Source organism: Streptomyces sp. NPDC020299 (genome assembly GCF_044387825.1).
Taxonomy (GTDB): domain Bacteria; phylum Actinomycetota; class Actinomycetes; order Streptomycetales; family Streptomycetaceae; genus Streptomyces.
This window is the reverse complement of sequence record NZ_JBIRWL010000002.1, coordinates 14824-32632: the sequence shown is the minus strand read 5'-3', so window position 1 is coordinate 32632 and position 17809 is coordinate 14824. Positions and strand designations below refer to the sequence as shown.

Annotated in this window: 16 protein-coding genes; 8 read left to right on the top strand and 8 right to left on the bottom strand. The window is 72.5% G+C overall.

The window, feature by feature from the left end:
- Positions 1–31 precede the first annotated feature (31 nt).
- Positions 32–2434 (bottom strand): M4 family metallopeptidase, encoded by a 2403-nt coding sequence (locus ACH45E_RS04365; protein ID WP_361451442.1) that lies wholly within the window; start codon positions 2432–2434, stop codon positions 32–34.
- 276 nt (positions 2435–2710) lie between these two features.
- Here ACH45E_RS04365 and ACH45E_RS04360 point away from each other — a divergent pair, with 276 nt between their 5' ends.
- Together ACH45E_RS04360 and ACH45E_RS04355 are read left to right on the top strand one after the other, a co-directional pair.
- A complete protein-coding gene (locus ACH45E_RS04360) occupies positions 2711–4213 on the top strand; it encodes a metallophosphoesterase (RefSeq protein WP_361451445.1) in 1503 nt (500 codons plus the stop codon).
- Positions 4214–4289: 76 nt separating this feature from the next.
- Positions 4290–5315 (top strand): LLM class flavin-dependent oxidoreductase, encoded by a 1026-nt coding sequence (locus ACH45E_RS04355; RefSeq protein WP_361451447.1) that lies wholly within the window; start codon positions 4290–4292, stop codon positions 5313–5315.
- A gap of 1 nt (position 5316) precedes the next feature.
- Here ACH45E_RS04355 and ACH45E_RS04350 read toward each other — a convergent pair whose 3' ends face one another.
- Positions 5317–6297, bottom strand: a complete 981-nt coding sequence (locus ACH45E_RS04350) for a TauD/TfdA family dioxygenase (protein ID WP_361451450.1) — start codon at positions 6295–6297, stop codon at positions 5317–5319.
- A 105-nt stretch (positions 6298–6402) separates the two neighbouring features.
- On the opposite strand from ACH45E_RS04350, the gene ACH45E_RS04345 reads away from it, so the two are divergent.
- Positions 6403–7233, top strand: a complete 831-nt coding sequence (locus tag ACH45E_RS04345) for an aldo/keto reductase (protein ID WP_361451453.1) — start codon at positions 6403–6405, stop codon at positions 7231–7233.
- 230 nt (positions 7234–7463) lie between these two features.
- Here ACH45E_RS04345 and ACH45E_RS04340 read toward each other — a convergent pair whose 3' ends face one another.
- The 4 genes from ACH45E_RS04340 to ACH45E_RS04325 all read right to left on the bottom strand — a co-directional run bounded on the left by ACH45E_RS04340 (position 7464) and on the right by ACH45E_RS04325 (position 11309).
- On the bottom strand, positions 7464–9818 hold the full coding sequence (locus ACH45E_RS04340; protein WP_361451456.1) for a SpoIIE family protein phosphatase: 2355 nt from the start codon (positions 9816–9818) through the stop codon (positions 7464–7466).
- Between the two features lie 54 nt (positions 9819–9872).
- Entirely contained in the window at positions 9873–10340 is a 468-nt protein-coding gene (locus ACH45E_RS04335) for a peroxiredoxin (RefSeq protein WP_361451459.1), read from the bottom strand.
- On the bottom strand, positions 10337–10717 hold the full coding sequence (locus ACH45E_RS04330) for a DoxX family protein (RefSeq protein WP_361451462.1): 381 nt from the start codon (positions 10715–10717) through the stop codon (positions 10337–10339). Before ACH45E_RS04330 ends, ACH45E_RS04335 begins: the two co-directional genes overlap by 4 nt.
- Positions 10718–10793: 76 nt before the next feature.
- A complete protein-coding gene (locus ACH45E_RS04325; RefSeq protein ID WP_361451465.1) occupies positions 10794–11309 on the bottom strand; it encodes a MarR family transcriptional regulator in 516 nt (171 codons plus the stop codon).
- A gap of 59 nt (positions 11310–11368) precedes the next feature.
- On the opposite strand from ACH45E_RS04325, the gene ACH45E_RS04320 reads away from it, so the two are divergent.
- The 3 genes from ACH45E_RS04320 (at position 11369) to ACH45E_RS04310 (ending at position 13854) form a co-directional block, all read left to right on the top strand.
- A complete protein-coding gene (locus ACH45E_RS04320) occupies positions 11369–12322 on the top strand; it encodes an alpha/beta hydrolase fold domain-containing protein (protein ID WP_361451468.1) in 954 nt (317 codons plus the stop codon).
- Positions 12323–12452: 130 nt separating this feature from the next.
- Complete coding sequence (locus ACH45E_RS04315; protein ID WP_361451471.1) at positions 12453–12893, top strand: SH3 domain-containing protein; 441 nt, start codon at positions 12453–12455, stop codon at positions 12891–12893.
- Positions 12894–13089: 196 nt separating this feature from the next.
- Positions 13090–13854: a DUF2690 domain-containing protein gene (locus ACH45E_RS04310; RefSeq protein WP_361451474.1), complete on the top strand. Its 765-nt coding sequence runs from the start codon at positions 13090–13092 to the stop codon at positions 13852–13854.
- 253 nt (positions 13855–14107) lie between these two features.
- Here ACH45E_RS04310 and ACH45E_RS04305 read toward each other — a convergent pair whose 3' ends face one another.
- Together ACH45E_RS04305 and ACH45E_RS04300 are read right to left on the bottom strand one after the other, a co-directional pair.
- Positions 14108–14758, bottom strand: coding sequence for a GntR family transcriptional regulator (locus ACH45E_RS04305; protein WP_361451477.1), 651 nt, complete (start codon positions 14756–14758; stop codon positions 14108–14110).
- A 110-nt stretch (positions 14759–14868) separates the two neighbouring features.
- A complete protein-coding gene (locus tag ACH45E_RS04300) occupies positions 14869–15726 on the bottom strand; it encodes a LysR family transcriptional regulator (RefSeq protein ID WP_361451480.1) in 858 nt (285 codons plus the stop codon).
- Between the two features lie 152 nt (positions 15727–15878).
- On the opposite strand from ACH45E_RS04300, the gene ACH45E_RS04295 reads away from it, so the two are divergent.
- The gene (locus tag ACH45E_RS04295; protein WP_399040207.1) at positions 15879–16691 is read left to right on the top strand and encodes an EamA family transporter; all 813 of its coding nucleotides are present in this window, start codon (positions 15879–15881) and stop codon (positions 16689–16691) included.
- Between the two features lie 72 nt (positions 16692–16763).
- Positions 16764–17807 carry an alcohol dehydrogenase catalytic domain-containing protein gene (locus ACH45E_RS04290; RefSeq protein ID WP_361451483.1) on the top strand — a complete coding sequence of 348 codons (1044 nt, stop codon included), beginning with the start codon at positions 16764–16766 and terminating at the stop codon, positions 17805–17807.
- Positions 17808–17809: the final 2 nt, after the last annotated feature.

Here is a 17809-nt window from a genome sequence, read left to right as displayed (position 1 = left end):
GACACATGGACGGGTACGGGGGCGGTACGGGTCAGCTGGTCGTCAGGGCGGTGTCGTCCACGACGAAGCTGGTCTGGAGCGAGGAGTCCTCGGCACCGGTGAACTTCAGGGTGACCGTCGAGCCCGCGAAGGAGGACAGGTCGAAGGTCTTCTGGGAGTACCCGGAGGCCTTGTTGAGGTTGGAGTACGTGGCCAGGGTGGTCGAACCGGCGGTGACCGTCAGCTTGTCGTAGGCCGTGCTGCTGGTGGTCTCCGCGGTGTCGATGTGCAGGTAGAAGGTGAGCGACGCCTTGCAGCCGCTGGGGATGGTCACCGACTGGGACAGCGTGTCGGTGTGGGTGGAGCCGTAGCCGTCGAGCCAGGCGTAGTAGGAGCCGCCGTGGGCCGTCTGGCCGCTCTCATTGGTGATGACGCCGCTGGAGGCGGTCCACGTGGTGTTGCCCGACTCGAAGCCCTGGTTGCCGAGGAGCTGGGCCGAGGTGCAGGTGCCACCGCCGCCGCTGGAGCTGACCGTCCAGGTGAAGGAGGCCGTGCCGGTCGCGCCGGTGGAGTCGGTCACCGTGACGGTGGTGCTGTAGGTGCCCGCCGTGGTGGGCGTGCCGGTGATCGCGCCGGTCGAACTGTTGATCGACAGGCCGGTGGGCAGTCCGGTCGCGGCGTACGTCAGGGAGCCGCTGTTGGTGCTGCTCGCCGATATCTGCAGGCTCACCGCGGTGCCGACCGTGGAGGACTGACTGCCCGGGCTGGTCACCGTGACGCCGGTGCTGGGCGGGGTGATGTGGCTGCCGACGTTGATGCCGGCGAAGGCGTTGCCCACCCCGGCGTACTGGGTGGAGTTGGTGCCGTACAGCGCGGCGGCCGCGTTGAGGGCGGCGGTGCGGGCACCCGCGTAGTCGGTGCTGGACGTCATGTACGTCGTCAGCGCCTTGTACCAGATCTGCAGGGCCGCGGCCCGGCCGATGCCGGTGACGGCGACGCCGTCGGAGGTGGTGCTGGTGTACGTGACGCCGTTGATGGTCTTGGTGCCGCTGCCCTCGGACAGCAGGTAGAACATGTGGTTCGCCGGGCCCGAGGAGTAGTGCACGTCCAGGTTGCCGACACCGGAGTACCAGCTGTCGGCGGATCCGCCGTCCTTGCTCGGCTTGTCCATGTACCGCAGCGGCGAGCCGTCGCCGTTGATGTCGATCTTCTCGCCGATGAGGTAGTCACCGACGTCGGAGGAGTTGTTCGCGTAGAACTCGACACCCGCCGTGCCGAAGATGTCGGAGGTCGCCTCGTTCAGACCGCCGGACTCACCGCTGTAGTCGAGGCCCGCGGTATTGGAGGTGACGCCGTGGCTCATCTCGTGGCCGGCCACGTCCAGCGAGGTCAGGGCGTGGGTGCCGCCGGAGCCGTCGCCGTAGGTCATGCAGAAGCAGTCGTCGTCCCAGAAGGCGTTGACGTAGCTGCTGCTGTAGTGGACGCGGGAGTAGGCTGCGACACCGTCGTTCTTGATGCCGCTGCGGCCGAAGGTGTTCTTGTAGAAGTCCCAGGTCTCCTGGGCGCCGTAGGCGGCGTCCGCGCCGGCGGTCTGGGTGTTGGAGCCGGATCCGGTGCCCCAGACGTCGTCGGAATCGGTCATCAGGGTGCCGGTGCCCGACGTGCCGTTGTTGAGGCTGTAGGTCTTGTGGCCGCCGCGCGTGGTGTCGTACAGCTGGTACGTCGAACCGGACAGCGTGGTGTTCAGCGTGACGCTGCCGCTGTACTGGGTGTTGCCGGTGCCCGTCTCGACCGCCTGGTACCGGTGGAGTTCCTTGCCGGTGGTGGCGTCGGTGATGACGTGCAGCTTGCTGGGCGTGCCGTCGTCCTGGAAGCCGCCGACCACGGTCTCCCAGGCGAGCTTCGGGGTGCCGGTGCCGGCCCAGATCACCTTGCGGGCGCTGCCGGCGGTGGGCTTCTCGGCGTGGAGGGCCTTGGCGGTCTTCAGCGCCTTCGCCTGGGCGGCCGACCTGGTGACGGCGGCGGCGGTGGAGGCGACCTTGATCGTGTGCTTGTTGTTGAAGGTGGTGCTCACCGTGCCGGCGGCCAGGGAGGCCGGCGGGGTGTGCACGACGAGGTCGCCGCCGAGGACGGGGAGGCCGTCGTAGGTGCGCTCGTAACGGGTGTGCACGGTGCCGTCGTTGTCCTTGACGACGTCCTTGACGACCAGCTTCTCCTTGGCGCCGAGGCCGAGCGTGCGGGCGGTCGCGGAGGTCTTCTGCCTGGCGGACTTGAACAGCGCGGTGTGCTGGGCCGGGGTCAGCTTGGCCTCGAGCCCGCCGGTGCGCAGGGGGCCGGGGTGGGGGGTGGCGGGTTTGGCGGCGGCCGGGACCGCCTGGAGGCCGACGGCCAGGAAGGCCGCGGTGGAGACCAGGGCTGCTGCGGCCGTGGCCCGGGTGTGGGGAAGGCGTCTCACTCGTACTCCTCCTGCTGCGGCCGCCGGGTCGCGGCCGGTGACAGACCGGACAGACGGGTGTGCTGCCCGGGAAGAGCTGAGCTGTGCGGGACCGTGAACCGTGGTACGTGGAGCGAGGGAGGGGAGGATCGGTGTGCTGAGGGAGAATGACACTCTTGACTGGCACATGTCATCACCACCCGGGGTAATCAAGGGTTTTCCCTACCCCGGAGTCAGCCGGCCGCCGGCCATGCCCCGCCAACCGCCTGGCGACGGGCCGTTGTTACGGTTCACGGCGTGTCTGACTCCTCACGCGATACCGCGGAAGGCGCCGGCTGGGGCGCCGCCGAAGCCGGCGACTACCGGCGGCTGATGCCGGACCATGTCGAGAAGCTGTCGTGGCTCGACCCGAGAATGCTCTGGGCCGCGCGCAACGGCGTACTGGCGTCCTGGTTCGGCGACCCCACGGGCCGCACCCGCGGCCGCTGGGTGGCACAGCGGGCCGCCGCGGGGGCCCCGGCGGACAAGGTGATCCGGCGCGAGGACGGGGACCGGTTCTCCTTCATGGTCATCGGTGACACCGGGGAGGGGGACGCCTCCCAGTACGCCGTCGTACCAGGCTTCCTGAAGATCGGTCAGGGCACGGACTTCGCCGTCCTCGCCAGCGATGTGATCTACCCGGTCGGCAGCACCGACGACTACGGCACCAAGTTCTTCCGTCCTTACCAGGACTACCGGGCGCCGATCTACGCGATACCCGGCAACCACGACTGGTACGAGGACCTCGGCGCGTTCATGCGCGTCTTCTGCGACGACACCCCGCCCCTCGCCCCCGAGCCGGCGCCCCGCCCCCTCGGCCGCGCCTGGTGGCGCTCCCTGCTGTGGCACAAGCCTCGCCCGGCGGACGAGCAACGTCTCGCCGCCGCGCGGACGTTGCGGTCGGCACCGGAGCAACGGGCGGTCCAGCCGGGGCCGTACTGGGCGATCGACGCGGGACCGGTGCGGATCATCGGCATCGACACCGGACTGCTGGGCACCATCGACGCCGAACAGGGCGCGTGGCTGCGCGAGGTGTCGCAGGGGCCGCGACCCAAGATCCTCGTCACCGGCTCGCCCCTGTACGTGGACGGCGAGCGCCATCCCTGTGCCATCGAGGGCGGCGGCACCGTCGACGACATCGTCCGCGACCCCGCCCACCACTACGTGGCGGCGATCGGCGGCGACATCCACAACTACCAGCGGTACCCGGTCGACGTGGACGGGCGCACCGTCCAGTACGTGGTCTCGGGCGGCGGCGGGGCCTTCATGCACGCCACGCACACCATTCCCCGGGTCTGTGTCGGGGGCGTCACCGAGCGGGACTTCCGCTGCTATCCGCTGCGCGGCGACTCCCTGGCCTTCTACAGCAGGCTGTACGGTCACCGTCTGCGGCTGCGCCGCTTCTTCACCCTCACCGAGGCCGAGGCGACCGCCGTCGTCGCCGAGCGGCTGGGCATCGAACCGACCCGCGCCCCGGGCACACCGGTGCGCCTCACCCGCCGCGTCCGGCTGGTCGCGAGTCTGCTGGGCGCCGGACGCCGGCCCGAGCGCACATCCCGGTTCCGGCTGCCGGTGCGGAAGATCTACACCCAGCTGTTCTCGCCGGGCTCGGCCACCTACAGCCCGCCGTTCTTCAAGTCGTTCCTGCGTCTGGACGTCACCCCGGAGGCGGTCCGGCTGCGCTGCTTCGCTGCGACCGGGAACCGGGCGCAGGAGGTCGCGCCGCCGCTCGAGGACGAGGTCGTCATCCCGCTGATCTGAACACACGCGCGCAACACTCGCCTGCGACAATAGGCTCCGCACCGCAGAACCGACGTACGACCGCCGGAGGAAGCCCATGCCGTCCGCCGCACGCCCGTTGCGCAAGCTGGGCTTCCTCACGATCGGCCTGTTCGACGCGGCCGATCCGCGCCGGGGACACGAGTCCACGCTGGAGATCATCGAACTGGGCGAGCGGCTGGGCTTCGACAGCGCCTGGGTGCGCCACCGCCACCTCCAGTACGGCATCTCCTCCCCGGTCGCCGTCCTGGCCGCGGCCTCGCAGCGCACCCGCCGCATCGAACTCGGCACCGCGGTCACCCCGCTGGGCTGGGAGAACCCGCTGCGTCTCGCGGAGGACCTGGCGACGGTCGACATCCTCTCCGGCGGGCGCCTCAACCCGGGGATCAGCGTGGGTCCGCCCATGCACTACGACCAGGTGAAGGAGGCCCTGTACCCGGACACGGCCGGCGCCGAGGACTTCTCCTACGAGCGGGTGCGACGGCTGCTGGACCTCGTGCGGGGCAAGCCGGCCACCGACTTCAGCGGGGTCGAGGGGTTCGAAGTGTTCTCAAACGTGGTGCAGCCGCACTCACCCGGGCTCGGCCGCCGCATGTGGTACGGCGGCGGGAGCCTCGGGTCGGCGCGCTGGGCGGGCGAGCACGGGATGAACTTCCTGACCAGCAGCGTCGTCAAGGCGGAGGCCCCGGACGGGCCCGCGGACTTCGCGGAGATCCAGCTGTCCCACATCCGGGAGTTCCGCGCCCGCCACCCCGACGGCGAGGCGGCCCGGGTCTCCCAGGGCCTCGTCGTGATCCCCACCGACTCCGCCACGCCCGAGCAGCGCGCCAGGTACGAGGAGTACGCCGCCAAGCGCCTGCCCCGGACCGCCGCCCCCCAGGGCCCGGCGCGGCTGCTCTTCGCGCCGGACCTGGTCGGCACCTCGGCCGAGATCGCCGAACGGCTGCACGCGCACGCCGCGTTCCGGGAGGTGGACGAGGTGGCGTTCGCGCTGCCGTTCACCTTCGAGCACGAGGACTACGTGCAGATCCTCACCGACATGGCCGAGCGGCTCGGCCCGGCGCTGGGACGGCCCGCCGCCTGACTCACCAGCGGCCCGCCTCGGTACCGGTGACCGGCTCGGACGGCTTGCCGTCCACACCCACCGGCACCTCGCCCGTGAGCATCACCCGGTGCATGATCCGCGGGTGGCCCAGGTGGGCGCTGTCGCCGGGGGCGAGGTGGATGGTGGCCCGGTTGTCCCAGAAGGCGACGCTGCCGGGCTCCCAGCGGAACCGGACGGTGTACTCGGGCCGCACCGCCTGTTCCAGGAGCATCTCCAGCAGGGCGGCGCTCTCCGGCCGGGAGACGTCCGTGATCTGCTCCAGGTAGTAGCCGTTGACGAACAGCACCCGCTCCCCCGTCTCGGGGTGCACGCGGACCAGCGGGTGCACGGAGGCGACCTGGTGGTCGAGGAGGTGCCGGAGGTACGCGTCGTCGCCGGGGCGCGGCTGGTAGCCGACGCCGAGCCGGTGCTCGGCCCGCAGCCCGTCGACGAAGGCCCGTACGGGCGCGGACAGTCCTGCGTACGCGGCCGCCAGGTTCGACCAGGTGGTGTCGCCGCCGTACGGCGGGACGGTCTCGGCGCGCAGGATCGTCGCCGCGGGCGGGTCGATGCGGGCGCCGTGGTCGCAGTGCCAGCCGCGCAGCAGGGTGTGCCGGCGCCGCTGGAGCCACTCGTCGTGGTCCATGCCGAAGCGTCCGCCGAGCTCCAGCCGGTCGGCGGTGGTCTCCACCTCGGGGAACCCGGACGGCGAGGCGCTCCCGCGCCGCCCGAGGACGACCGGCTCGCCGAACCGGCGGGCGAAGGCGACATGGCCGGCGTGGTCCAGCCGCTGCCCGCGGAAGAACACCACCTTCCAGCGCAGCACGGCCTCCCTGATCAGGGCGACCACACCGTCGTCGAGGTCACCGGCCAGGTCCACGCCGGTGACCTCGGCGCCGATGTGCCCCGCGACCGGCCTGACCTCGACTCCCGCGGCCCGAGCCGTCTCCGCCCGGTCCGCCGTGCCCCTGTCCGTCGTCATGCGCGCTCCGATGGTCGTCCCTGCAGTCGTCCCGGGCCCCGGTTGATCATCACCCGTCCCGTCCGTGACGCTGGAGGGACGGCACAGTCGACGGAAGGCCCCACCGTGACCAGTATTCCGGCACACACCCTCAACGACGGCACCGCGCTCCCAGGGATCGGCCTGGGCACCTGGCCGATGAACGACACGCAGGCCGAGCAGGCCGTACGCGACGCCCTCCGGGCGGATTACCGACTTGTCGACACGGCGACGAACTACCGCAACGAGACGGGGGTCGGCCGGGGCATCGCGAGCAGCGGTGTCCCCCGGGAGGAGATCGTCGTGACGACGAAGCTGCCCGGCCGCCACCACGGCTACGAGGAGACCCTCGCCTCCTTCGAGGAGTCCCGGCGCCGGCTGGGCCTGGAGTACGTCGACCTCTACCTGATCCACTGGCCGCTCCCCCGCGTCGGCAAGTACGTCGACTCCTGGAAGGCGATGATCAAGCTGCGGGAGGACGGTCTCGTCCGGTCGATCGGCGTCTCCAACTTCACGGCGGAGCACATCGGGCGGATCGAGAAGGAGACCGGGGTCCTGCCCGCCGTCAACCAGATCGAGCTGCACCCGCTCTTCCCGCAGGAGGAGCTGCGCGCCTTCCACGCGGACAAGGGCATCGTCACCGAGAGCTGGAGCCCGCTGGGACGGGGCAGCCGCATCCTTGAGGACCCGACCGTCATCACGGTCGCCGAGGCACTCGGGGTGACGCCCGCGCAGGTGGTGCTGCGCTGGCACGTGCAGCTCGGTGCCGTGCCGATCCCGAAGTCGGCCGACGCCGTCCGGCAGCGGGAGAACCTCGACGTCTTCGGGTTCGAACTGGGTCCCGCCCAGATGACGGTCATCGCCGACCAGGTCCGCCGGCGTCTGGGCGGCGATCCCGACCGCCACGAGGAGTTCTGAGCCGGACCGTCCCCCCGGGGGCGCGGGGAGGCTGACGAGGATGTCCAGCAGCTCGGCGCGACCGCCGGGCTCGGCATGGAAGACGACGAGGATGAGGTCTTCGGCGCTGTCCACGCCCAGCTTGTCCGGGTGCAGATCCGGGTCGCCGACGTTCTCGAATGTTCTACGCCCTGCCGCACGGCGCCCCCTTCTCCGAGGACGCGGCGAACCCGGGCCGCCCGTTCCGGTGATCAGTCCGTCTCCGGTGACCGGTCCGGCAGCGGCTGTTCGGCCCAGATCGTCTTGCCGCCGGTCGTCTGACGGCTGCCCCAGCGCTGGGTGAGCTGGGCGACCAGCAGCAGTCCGCGGCCGCCCTCGTCGTAGGCGTGCGCGCGGCGCATGTGCGGTGAGGTGGAACTGCCGTCGGACACCTCGCAGATGAGGGCGTGGTCGCGGATCAGGCGCAGCTGGATGGGCGGTACGCCGTAGCGGATCGCGTTGGTGACCAGTTCGCTGACGACGAGTTCGGTGATGAAGACCGCCTCGTCCAGTCCCCAGGCGGCCAGCTGTTCGGTGGCCGCCTGCCGGGTGGCGGCCACCTCGGCCGGATCGGGCGGGACGTTCCAGGTGGCGACCCGGTCGGCGCCGAGCACACGGGTGCGGGCCAGGAGCAGGGCCACGTCGTCGGCGGGCTGCTCGGGCAGGACGGCCTTGAGCACGTTGTCGCCGAGCGCCTCGAGCGAGTCCGCGGGGATGGTCAGCGCACGGCACAGCTCCTCGGTCGCCCGGTCGACGTCGCGGTCGCGGTCCTCGACGAGGCCGTCGGTGTACAGGGCCAGCACCGAGCCCTCGGGCAGCTGGAGTTCCGTCGCCTCGAACGGCAGGCCTCCGACACCGAGCGGCGGTCCGGCGGTCATCGGGACGAGCTCGGCGGCGGAGCCGGGCAGGACGAGTGCCGGGGCCGGGTGGCCGGCGGCGGCCAGGGCGAGCCGGCGCGAGACGGGGTCGTAGACGGCGTACAGGCAGGTGGCACCCAGCTCGGCGATCTCCTCGGCGCTGCCGTCGGCCGCCAGGTGGGTCACCAGGTCGTCCAGGTGGGTGAGCAGCTCGTCCGGGTGCAGGTCGACGTCCGCCAGGGTCCGAACGGCGGTGCGCAGGCGGCCCATGGTCGCCGACGACTGGATGCCGTGCCCGACCACGTCACCGACCACCAGACCCACCCGGCTGCCGGACAGCGGGATCACGTCGAACCAGTCGCCGCCGATGCCGGCCTGCGACCCGCACGGCAGATAGCGGTGGGCGATGTCGACCGCCGCCTGCCCGGGCAGTCCGCGGGGCAGGAGGCTGTGCTGGAGGGCGAGGGCGGTGGTGCGCTCGCGGGCGAAGCGGCGGGCGTTGTCGATGCAGACGGCGACCCGGCTGGCGAGTTCCTCGGCGAACATCGCGTCGTCGGCACCGTAGTCGTCGGGGTGGGCGATGCGGACGCCCACCGCCACGCCCAGCGTGGTGCCCCGGGCCCGCAGCGGTACGGCGATCATCGAGTGGACACCCACCCGGTACCGGCGGCCCGCGGGACGCCGGGCGTTGCGCTCGGCGACCCAGCGGAGGAAGTCCGGCTCACCCGCCTGGCTGAGCACGGCCCGCCCCTCGCGCAGCGCCTGCGCGGGCGGGGTGGACCGGCCGTAGACGTCCGCCTGGCCCAGATGCAGGACGGCTTCCGGGGTGCCCTCGGTGACCGAGCCGTGCGCGACCCGGCGCAGCACGATGTCGCCCGCCGGGACCATGGGCGGCTCGTCCGCCCCGAGGACCCATTCGAGCAGGTCGACGCTGGCGAAGTCGGCGTACTGCGGTACGAGGAGTGCCACGACTTCCTCGGCGGTGCGCACGACGTCCAGGGTGGTGCCGATCGCGGTCGCCGCCTCGTTCAGCAGGGCCAGCCGCCGTCGGGCCCAGTACTGCTCGGTGCTGTCGAGGGCCGCCAGGGCGACCCCGGTCAGTTCGCCGGAGGGGTCGCGCACCGGCCACATCTCGATGCTCCAGGCGTGCTCCCGGTTCAGGGCGGGGGCGCCGGTGAAGCTCTCGTAGCGGGCCGGCCGGCCCGTCTCGGCGACCTGGCGCAGATGACGCAGGAAGCCCCGGCTGTGTGCGGCGTCCTCCACGGTGTCGGAGAAGTACCGGCCGGTCAGTGTCTCCTCGGGCACGCCCATCACCTGGCAGGCGGCGTCGTTCAGGCGGATGTAGTGCTGCCGGGTGTCGAAGACCGTCATCGACATCGACGCCTGCTGGAAGGCCCGGCCCGCGAGGGTGGGCTCGCCGCCGCCCGGCGGCCGGGCGGTGACGACGAATCCGGCCGGCCGGGCGTCGGGCCCGAGCACCGGGCACGCCGTCAGGGTGAGCTCGACGCGGCGTCCGTCGCGGTGGCGCAGCGCGACGGTTCCGGTGCGGGCGGCGACGGTGGCGGGCGGCGGCTCCTCGGCGAGCAGCGCTGCGGCCGGCCGGCCGACGACCTCCTCGGCCGAGTGGCCCGTGAGCAGCCGGGCGCCTTCGCTCCACCCGGTCACCACACCCAGGGTGTCAAGGGTCGCCGCGGCCGCGACATGCTTCATACGCCCCAGGATGATCCCTTTGCCCCACCGCATCAAGCGCGCATGAGCCGTGCCTCACTCGCGATGCGCGCGCAGTGCGGCCAGGGCCCGGTCGGCGTGCGTGGTCATGCGCAGTTCGCTGCGCACGACCTCCAGGACCGTGCGGTCCTCGGCTATCACGAAGGTGACGCGTTTGGTGGGTGCCATGGAGAAGCCGCGCTTGACGCCGAACAGCTCGCGGACCGTGCCGTCGGTGTCGGACAGCAGGGGCATGCCGAGGGTGTGCCGTCCGGCGAACTCCTGCTGGCGTTCGACCGGGTCGCCGCTGACGCCCACGGCCCGCGCGCCGACCGCGGCGAACTCGGCGGCGAGGTCACGGAAGTGGCAGGCCTCGGCGGTGCAGCCCTTGGTCAGGGCGCCGGGGTAGAAGAACAGCGCCACGGGGCCGTCGGCGAGCAGCTCCGACAGCCGTCGCGGTGTCCCCGTCTCGTCCGGCAGTTCGAAGTCCGCGGCCTTGTCGCCGACGCCGACGCCCTCGCTCATGCCTGGCCCTCCGCTCCGCGCGCGATCCCGCGGGCCCACAGCACCAGGGGCACCTGGAGCGGCAGCCGAACGAGGGCGGCGGTCCTGAGCGGCGCGGGCCGGTGCCGCCAGTCGACGGCCATCTGCACATTGGCGGGGAACACGCCGACGAAGAAGGCCGCGGCGGCCTTCGCGGTGGCTCGCCGCGTGCGGGGCAGTGCCACGCCCGCCGCGAGCGCCAGTTCCACGGCCCCGCTCGCGTACGTCCACGTCCTGGGCGACCCCGGCAGGGCCCGCGGGATCGTCGCGTCGAACTGGCGTGGCGAGGCGAAGTGGGCGACGCCCGCGGCGGCCAGCAGACCGGCGAGCAGCAGGGGCGAGCGTTCGGACCGGGGCACGGTTCCTCCTCGTGATGACCTGACCCCGGATATTACTCCCCGGTAGAGACAGCTCCGGGCAGCAGGTGGCGTCCGCTCAGGCGGAGGCCACCACGGCGTCCGCCTCCTGCCCGGGCTCGTCCTCGACCGCGTAGGAGAGGAAGTCGTCGACCATACGGTGGAAGAGCCCGGCCAGCTGCCGCAGCTCCTCGGGGGACCAGTCCCCGAGCGCCAGCTGCATGCCGCGCGCGCCGGCCTCCCGGACGCGCTCGACCGCCCGCCGGCCGGTGTCGCTGAGTTCGATGCGCTGGGCGCGCCGGTCGTGGGGGTCGGGGACCCGGGTGACGTACCCCGCCTTCTGGAGCTGCTGGACGGTCCGGGTCACATGGGACGCCTCGACGCCCAGGCGCTGGGCGAGCTCCCCCGGCCGCAGCGGCTCGGAGTCGGCGACCTGTCGCAGCAGGGCGACCGCGGCACGGTCCAGCGGCACCCCGGCGAGCGCCATGAGCCGGTCGTGCTGCCGGGCCCGGGTGCTCAGATAGGTGATGCGCGTCAGGGCGCGCTCGATCTCGGCGACTTCCGGGGAGGCGGGCGGCAGCGGTTCTGTGGACATGGGGCCCAGTTTACCATATCATTGCGTAACTCAAGTAAGTTACTGGCTGTGGGAGTCGTATGTCCCTCCTTGCCCGCCCGGCGGTGGCCCAGCTCGCCGCCAGGACGATGCAGACCCTCTCCCGGCTGGCGAGCCGGCGCGCGAGCGGCTCCGGCTCCGATGCCTCCTGGCACGCCCGGTTCCCGGAACACCCGCGCCACACCCGCGAGTTGACCATCCCCACGACCGTCGCCCCGGCCCGCGCGACCGTCTACCTGCCACAGGCCGACGCCGACGGGCCGCCGCCCCCGGTGCATGTGAACTTCCACGGCGGCGGCTACGTCATGGCCCTCACCGAGATCGACGACCCGCTGTGCCGCTTCCTCGCCGCGCAGGCCGGGGTCGTCGTGGTCAACGTGGACTACGCCGTCGCCCCGCAGCATCCTTTCCCGGCGCCGCCGCGGCAGGCCTTCGAGGCCGTCCGCTGGATCGCCGCGCACGGCGCGGAACAGGGTTGGGACGGTGCGCGGCTCACCGTGGGCGGCCAGAGCGCCGGTGGCGGGCTCGCGGCGGCGGTCGCCCGGCAGGCCCTCGAGGAGGGCGGCCCCGACATCGCCCTCCAGGTGCTGCACTACCCCCCGCTCGATCTCGCGACCGACGCCCGCGACAAGCGCGCCGCCGGGCCCCGGCCGATGCTCCGGCCGTGGATGGCCGACGTCTTCGACACGTCGTACGTCCCGGACCCGAAGCGGCGCGCCGACCCGCTGGTCTCACCCGCGCATCCGTCCGACACCGCCGACCTGACGGGCATCGCCCCGGCGCTGGTGATCACGGCCGAGTACGACCTCCTCCAGGCGGAGGGCGCGCGCTATGCCGAGCGGTTGCGGGCGGCGGGCGCGCTGACCGCGTTCCACGATGTGGCCGGGGCCGACCACGGGTACGACGGCCAGGACGACGACAGGGCCCGGGAGGTCTACGCCCTCGTCGCCGGTCACCTGCGGCAGGCGGTGGACGCCGAGGACCGGACGGGCTGAGGGCCCGCGTCCCCGGGGACGTCCCCGGTGTCCCGCGGGAAGCGGGGACGACATGGTGACGGGCCGTCACGGAAACGCTGACTGTCGTGATCACGCTTCGTGGTCACGAGAACGACAGCCGGAGGTTTCCATGATCCGACGGACCGTGCGGAGCGGCCTGCTGGCCGCGGTCGCGGTACTCGCGCTCCTGCCCACCGCGGCCGCTGCCGCCCCGGTAGGCGCCACTGCCCCGCAGCCCGTGCCCGCCGCCACCGCGCAGCACGCCCTCCCCTCCCTGCTCCCCGCCCGGCAGCACCCGGTGCGGCACCACACCACCCGCCGTGTCCACCGCGTCCGGCACCACGTGGCGGGGCGGGTGGCCACCCACCGCCACGCGCTGAACGTCCGCTCCGGCCCGGGTACCGGCTACCGGGTGGTCGGCCACCGGCACGACCACCGGCTCGTCTCCCTGACCTGCAAGCGCTTCGGCTCCGGGGTGTTCGGCAACCACCTCTGGTACCGGCTCGCCCATCACAAGGGGTACGTCTCGGCCCGCTATGTGCGGGTCGGTGCGGCCGTGCCGTGGTGCTGACGGCTCCGGGCCGCCGTACGTCCTGACCGCCGAGGCCTGTTCGGGAACCACCCCCTTCTCGAACAGGCCTTTGGCATGCCCCCCTTGCCTCACCTTCCTCATACCTTGCCGGGCTTTGCGTCGCCGTGTCCTCGGGAAGCCATCCCGGCATCAGGGGTGAAACGCCCATAGCGGATATGAAGTCGAGGGACGCAGCATGCGGCATCCCCAAGGACCGGCCACACCGGACGAACCACTGGTGGTCGGACTGCGTGAACTGAAGGACCGTACGGGGCTGAGTCTGGCCGCGCTGGCCGCCCGCACGCCGTACAGCAAGTCCGCCTGGCACCGCTATCTGACCGGCGGCAAACGGCCGCCCCGCTCGGCCGTGGAGGCCCTCACCCGTCTCGCGGGCGTCGACCCCGGTCCCGTACTGGCCCTGTGGGAGGCCGCCGACGAGCCTTCCACCGCGCCGCCTCCCACGGGCGGCGGCCGGGCACGCCCCCGGTGGCGGCGGCCCCTGCCGGCACTGGTCCTGCTGGGCGTGACCGCCGCGTTCGCCGCGGTCCTCGTCCTGACCGGACGGCACGGGACGTCCGGAACGCGTACGCAGGCGGCGATGGCGGCACCCCGCTGTCACGGGCGTTCCTGCCAGGGCGAGTTGCCCGACGCGTCGGCCTGCGCGCGGGACGCGCGGACCGGCAGCCGGGTCACCGGCGACGCCTACGACGTCCGGCTGCGCTACTCACCGGCCTGCGGCACGGCCTGGTCGGAGGTACGGGTGCGCTCCCCGCGCGCCCGGGAGGTCTCGGTGCGCGCGGGCCGGGACGTGCTCTCGGCGGCCTACCCGGCCGAGGACACCGCCGGGTACACCAGCCCCATGATCCCCGTGCCGTCGCCCCGGGGCGTGGAGGCATGCGCGGAGGTGGACGAGGAGCTGGCCTGCACGGGGCTGGACGTGGAGCCGCCGGCCCAGGGTTGAACCGCGCCGGACGCAATCCCGCCCGGCGCCTGCACATGTCCCCGGCCACGGAAGGCACGCGGCGCCCATCCCGGCAAGCCGTCTGGTCAGCCAGGGTGCCGCGATCTTCCCGGAGTCAAGCCGGAACTGCTCGTTGAACCGGGCGCCCAGCACGTGTTGCTGGAACACGGCGCCGGCAAGCACGTCCGCGGCAGCGTGGGCCTCAGCTCCTCGGGGGCCCGGTCGGTAGCCGGTGTGGCCGGCGCGTGGTGCGTCAGTCGCGCAGCGCCTCGATCACGCTGGTGAGGTGGGCGCGGACGGCCGCTTCGGCCGCCTGCGGGTCCCTGGCCGTGATCGCTTCGATCAGCGCCAGATGCTCGTTCAGGGATTGCTGGGGGCGCCCCGGCCGGAGTGCCAACTGGAAGCGATGGCGTACCAGTTGGGCGTTCAGCCGCTCCAGCAGGTCCAGGGCCGTCCGCTGGCCGGAGAACTCCCGGACCTTGGCGTGCAGTTCCTGGTTGAGCTCGGAGTAGGTCATCGGCTCACCGTCGGCCACGGCCTTGGTCATGGCCGTACCGAGCTCCGTCAGCTCGGCGAGCTGGTCGTCGCCGGCCGCGACGGCCGCCTTGGCCGCGCACAGCCCTTCGAGGACCATGCGGCACTCCGTGATGGCGACCGCTTCCTCCACGGTCACCACCCGCACCCGCGAGCCGCGGTTGCGGATCCGCTCGACCAGCCCCTGGGCCTCCAGATCGATCAGTGCCGCCCGGATACTGGCCCGCGTCACACCGAACTGCTCGGCGAGCTCGTTCTCCACCAGCCGCTGCGCCGGTGCCATCTCGCCGTGCAGGATCGCCTGCCGCAGCTGCGCGAGCGCATGCTGTTTGGCCTGCTCTCCGGTGGTGGGACCGGCTTCCTTCGGCATGTGCCCTCCCTGAATGAGTGCCTGTCGAACCTAAATCTAGCCAAACAACATTGTCAACAATTTTGTCTGACGTATTGCGGGCGATGACCGGAACAGTCGCAACCCTCCCCTCATTCCGCCCGGTACAGCTCGGTGAGCAGCTCGATCACCGCCTGCTGGGCGGGGTGCGGGTCGTCCCGCCACCAGGCCAGGCGCACGGCGACGGGCTCGGCGTCGCGCACCGGCCGGTAGACGACGCCGGGCCGCGGGTACTGGTGGGCGGTCGACTCGGCCGTCACGCCGATTCCGCGTCCGGCGGCGATCGTGGTGAGCCAGTCGTCGACGTCGTGCGTCTCCTCGACGGCCGGGCGGGTGTCCGGGGGCCACAGCTCCGGGGTGGCGGTACCGGTCCGGCGGTCGACCAGCAGCCTGCGCCCGGCGAGGTCGGCGAGCCGCACGGAGCGGCGCCGGGCCAGGGAGTCGTCGGCGGCCAGGGCGCACAGGCGGCGCTCCAGGCCGACGATGGCGGAGTCGAACCGCCGGTCCTCCAGCGGCCTGCGGACCACCGCGAGGTCGCAGGCGCCCTCGGCGAGTCCCGCGGACGCCGAGTTGACCCGGACCAGGTGGAGGTCGGTGCCGGGGTGGGCCTCGTTCCAGCGGCGCTGGAAGGCGACCGTGTGGCGGCCCAGCGCCGACCAGGCGTAGCCGATCCGCAGCCGGGTGTGCCCCGAGGTGGCCTCCCGGACCAGCTCGGCCACGTCGGACAGTACGCGCCGGGCCTGCGCGACGACCCGCAGCCCGGTGGCCGTCGGCGTCACCTCGCGGGAGGTGCGCCGCAGCAACCGCACGCCCAGGGCCCGCTCCAGCGAGGCCAGGGTCCGGGACACGGCCGCCTGGGAGACGCCGAGGGCGATCGCCGCGTCGGTGAAGGTGCCCTCGTCGACGATGGCCACGAGGCAGCGCAACTGCCGGAGCTCCAGGTCATCCATGCGTCAAGCGTATAGATCGTGGAGTGCATGCATTTTGCGCAAAGCCCGAGGCCACGCACGATCAGGTCATGACCCAAGCTCTCGAACCGACCGGTGTTCCGGCGACGCCGACCGCCACGGCTCCCGCACGCGGCGGGCGCCGGCCGAGGGCCGTGGCCGCCATGTTCGGCAGCGGCCTGTCCAACCAGACCGGCGCGGCGATCGGCGCGCTCGCCTTTCCCGTCCTCGGCCCGCTCGGTGTGGTGGCGGTGCGGCAGTACGTCGCGGCGGCGGTCCTGCTGGCCGTCGGCCGGCCCCGGGTGCGGAGCTTCACCTGGCGGCAGTGGTGGCCGGTCCTGCTGCTGGCCGGGGTCTTCGGGACCATGAACCTCACCCTGTACAGCGCCGTCGACCGCGTGGGCCTGGGGCTCGCGGTGACCCTGGAGTTCCTCGGCCCGCTGGCCGTGGCGCTGGCCGGGTCGCGGCGCCGGCTGGACGCGGGGTGCGCGGCGCTGGCCGGGGTGGGGGTGGTCGTGCTGATGCGCCCGCGACCCTCCGCCGACTACCTCGGCATGGGGCTCGGCCTCGTGGCCGCCTGCTGCTGGGCCTCGTACATCCTGCTCAACCGGGTCGTCGGCCGGCGCGTCCCCGGGGCCCAGGGGCCCGCGGCCGCCGCGGGCCTGTCCGCGCTCACCTTCCTGCCCGTCGGGATCGCCGTGGCCGTACGGCACCCGCCGACGCCCGGCGCCGTACTGTGCGCCGTCGCCGCCGGGGTGCTCTCCTCGGCCGTGCCCTACCTCTCCGACCTGCTCACCCTGCGCCATGTGCCGGCGCAGACGTTCGGGCTGTTCATGAGCGTCAACCCCGTGCTCGCGGCCGTGGTCGGGTGGGTCGTCCTCGGACAGGGGCTGGGCGCCTGGGAGTGGGCGGGCATCGGAGCGGTCGTCGCCGCCAACGCGGTGAGCATCCTGACCTCCCCCAATTAGCTTGCTTGACTCAAGTAAGTCACATGTGTTTGCCTAACTCAAGCAAACTCACCTGCGAGAGGGAGTCGCCCCATGACCACGATGAAGTCCCTCAGAACCGCCGGCTCCGGCAAGGTCGAGGTGGTGGACGCCGAGCGGCCCGCGCCGGGCCCCAAGGACGTGCTGGTCAGGATCCGCGCCTGCGGCATCTGCGGCACCGATGTCACCTTCCTGCACATGGGCGGCATACCGGCCCGCGCACACCTGGGCGGCGAGACGGTGCCCGTCGCGCTGGGCCACGAGCCGGCCGGTGAGGTCGTCGAGGTGGGGGCGGAGGTCAGGGGCCTGGAGGCCGGCGACCGGGTGGTGGTCAATCCGCAGGACGCGCCCACCGGGATCATCGGCTGCGGCGGGAAGTACGGCGGCATGAGCGAGTACCTGCTTATCGAGAACGCCGTCGTCGGCAGGAGCGTGGCGGTCTTCCCCGACACCGTGCCCTTCGACGTCGCCTCCCTCAACGAGCCGATGGCGGTGGCCCGGCACTGCGTCAACCGCTCCGCGGCGGGGCCCGCCGACAAGGTGGTGGTCTTCGGCGCCGGGCCGATCGGGCTCGGCGCCGCCATCTGGCTGAAGCTGCGCGGGGTGGAGCACGTGGTGGTGGCCGACGTGATCCCCGCACGGCTCGACAAGGCGCTGGCCGTCGGGGCGGACGCGGTCATCGACTCCGCGCGGGAGGACGTGACCGCCCGCCTGACCGAGCTGCACGGACAGAGCGCCAACGCGCTCGGGCAGCCACGGCCGGGCACCGATATCTATATCGACGCAGCCGGCGCCGCGGCCGTCTTCAACACCGTGGTGGCGTCCGCGAAATGGGGCGCCAAGCTGGTCATGGTCGCCGTACAGAAGAAAGGGTCCGAGTTCGACCTCGGCGGGATGCTGCGCAGCGAGCTGACCCTCGTCGCCTCGCAGGGCTATCCCACCGAGATCTTCGAGGTCACCCCCGAACTCGTCGAGCACCACGAGCGCTTCGAGAAGCTCATCAGCCACCGTGTCCCGTTCACCGAGGCCGACCGGGCCTTCGAGCTCGCGCTGACCCCGGGGGCCGCGGAGAAGGTCGTCGTGACCTTCGACGAGTAGCC

Excerpts from the sequence above, each read along its gene's own strand:
- ACH45E_RS04290 (WP_361451483.1), top strand. The coding sequence starts at position 16,764 with ATGACCACGATGAAGTCCCTCAGAACCGCCGGCTCCGGCAAGGTCGAG.
- ACH45E_RS04325 (WP_361451465.1), bottom strand. The coding sequence starts at position 11,309 with ATGTCCACAGAACCGCTGCCGCCCGCCTCCCCGGAAGTCGCCGAGATC.
- ACH45E_RS04355 (WP_361451447.1), top strand. The coding sequence starts at position 4,290 with ATGCCGTCCGCCGCACGCCCGTTGCGCAAGCTGGGCTTCCTCACGATC.
- ACH45E_RS04315 (WP_361451471.1), top strand. The coding sequence starts at position 12,453 with ATGATCCGACGGACCGTGCGGAGCGGCCTGCTGGCCGCGGTCGCGGTA.
- ACH45E_RS04340 (WP_361451456.1), bottom strand. The coding sequence starts at position 9,818 with ATGAAGCATGTCGCGGCCGCGGCGACCCTTGACACCCTGGGTGTGGTG.
- ACH45E_RS04300 (WP_361451480.1), bottom strand. The coding sequence starts at position 15,726 with ATGGATGACCTGGAGCTCCGGCAGTTGCGCTGCCTCGTGGCCATCGTC.
- ACH45E_RS04320 (WP_361451468.1), top strand. The coding sequence starts at position 11,369 with ATGTCCCTCCTTGCCCGCCCGGCGGTGGCCCAGCTCGCCGCCAGGACG.
- ACH45E_RS04350 (WP_361451450.1), bottom strand. The coding sequence starts at position 6,297 with ATGACGACGGACAGGGGCACGGCGGACCGGGCGGAGACGGCTCGGGCC.
- ACH45E_RS04335 (WP_361451459.1), bottom strand. The coding sequence starts at position 10,340 with ATGAGCGAGGGCGTCGGCGTCGGCGACAAGGCCGCGGACTTCGAACTG.
- ACH45E_RS04310 (WP_361451474.1), top strand. The coding sequence starts at position 13,090 with ATGCGGCATCCCCAAGGACCGGCCACACCGGACGAACCACTGGTGGTC.
- ACH45E_RS04305 (WP_361451477.1), bottom strand. The coding sequence starts at position 14,758 with ATGCCGAAGGAAGCCGGTCCCACCACCGGAGAGCAGGCCAAACAGCAT.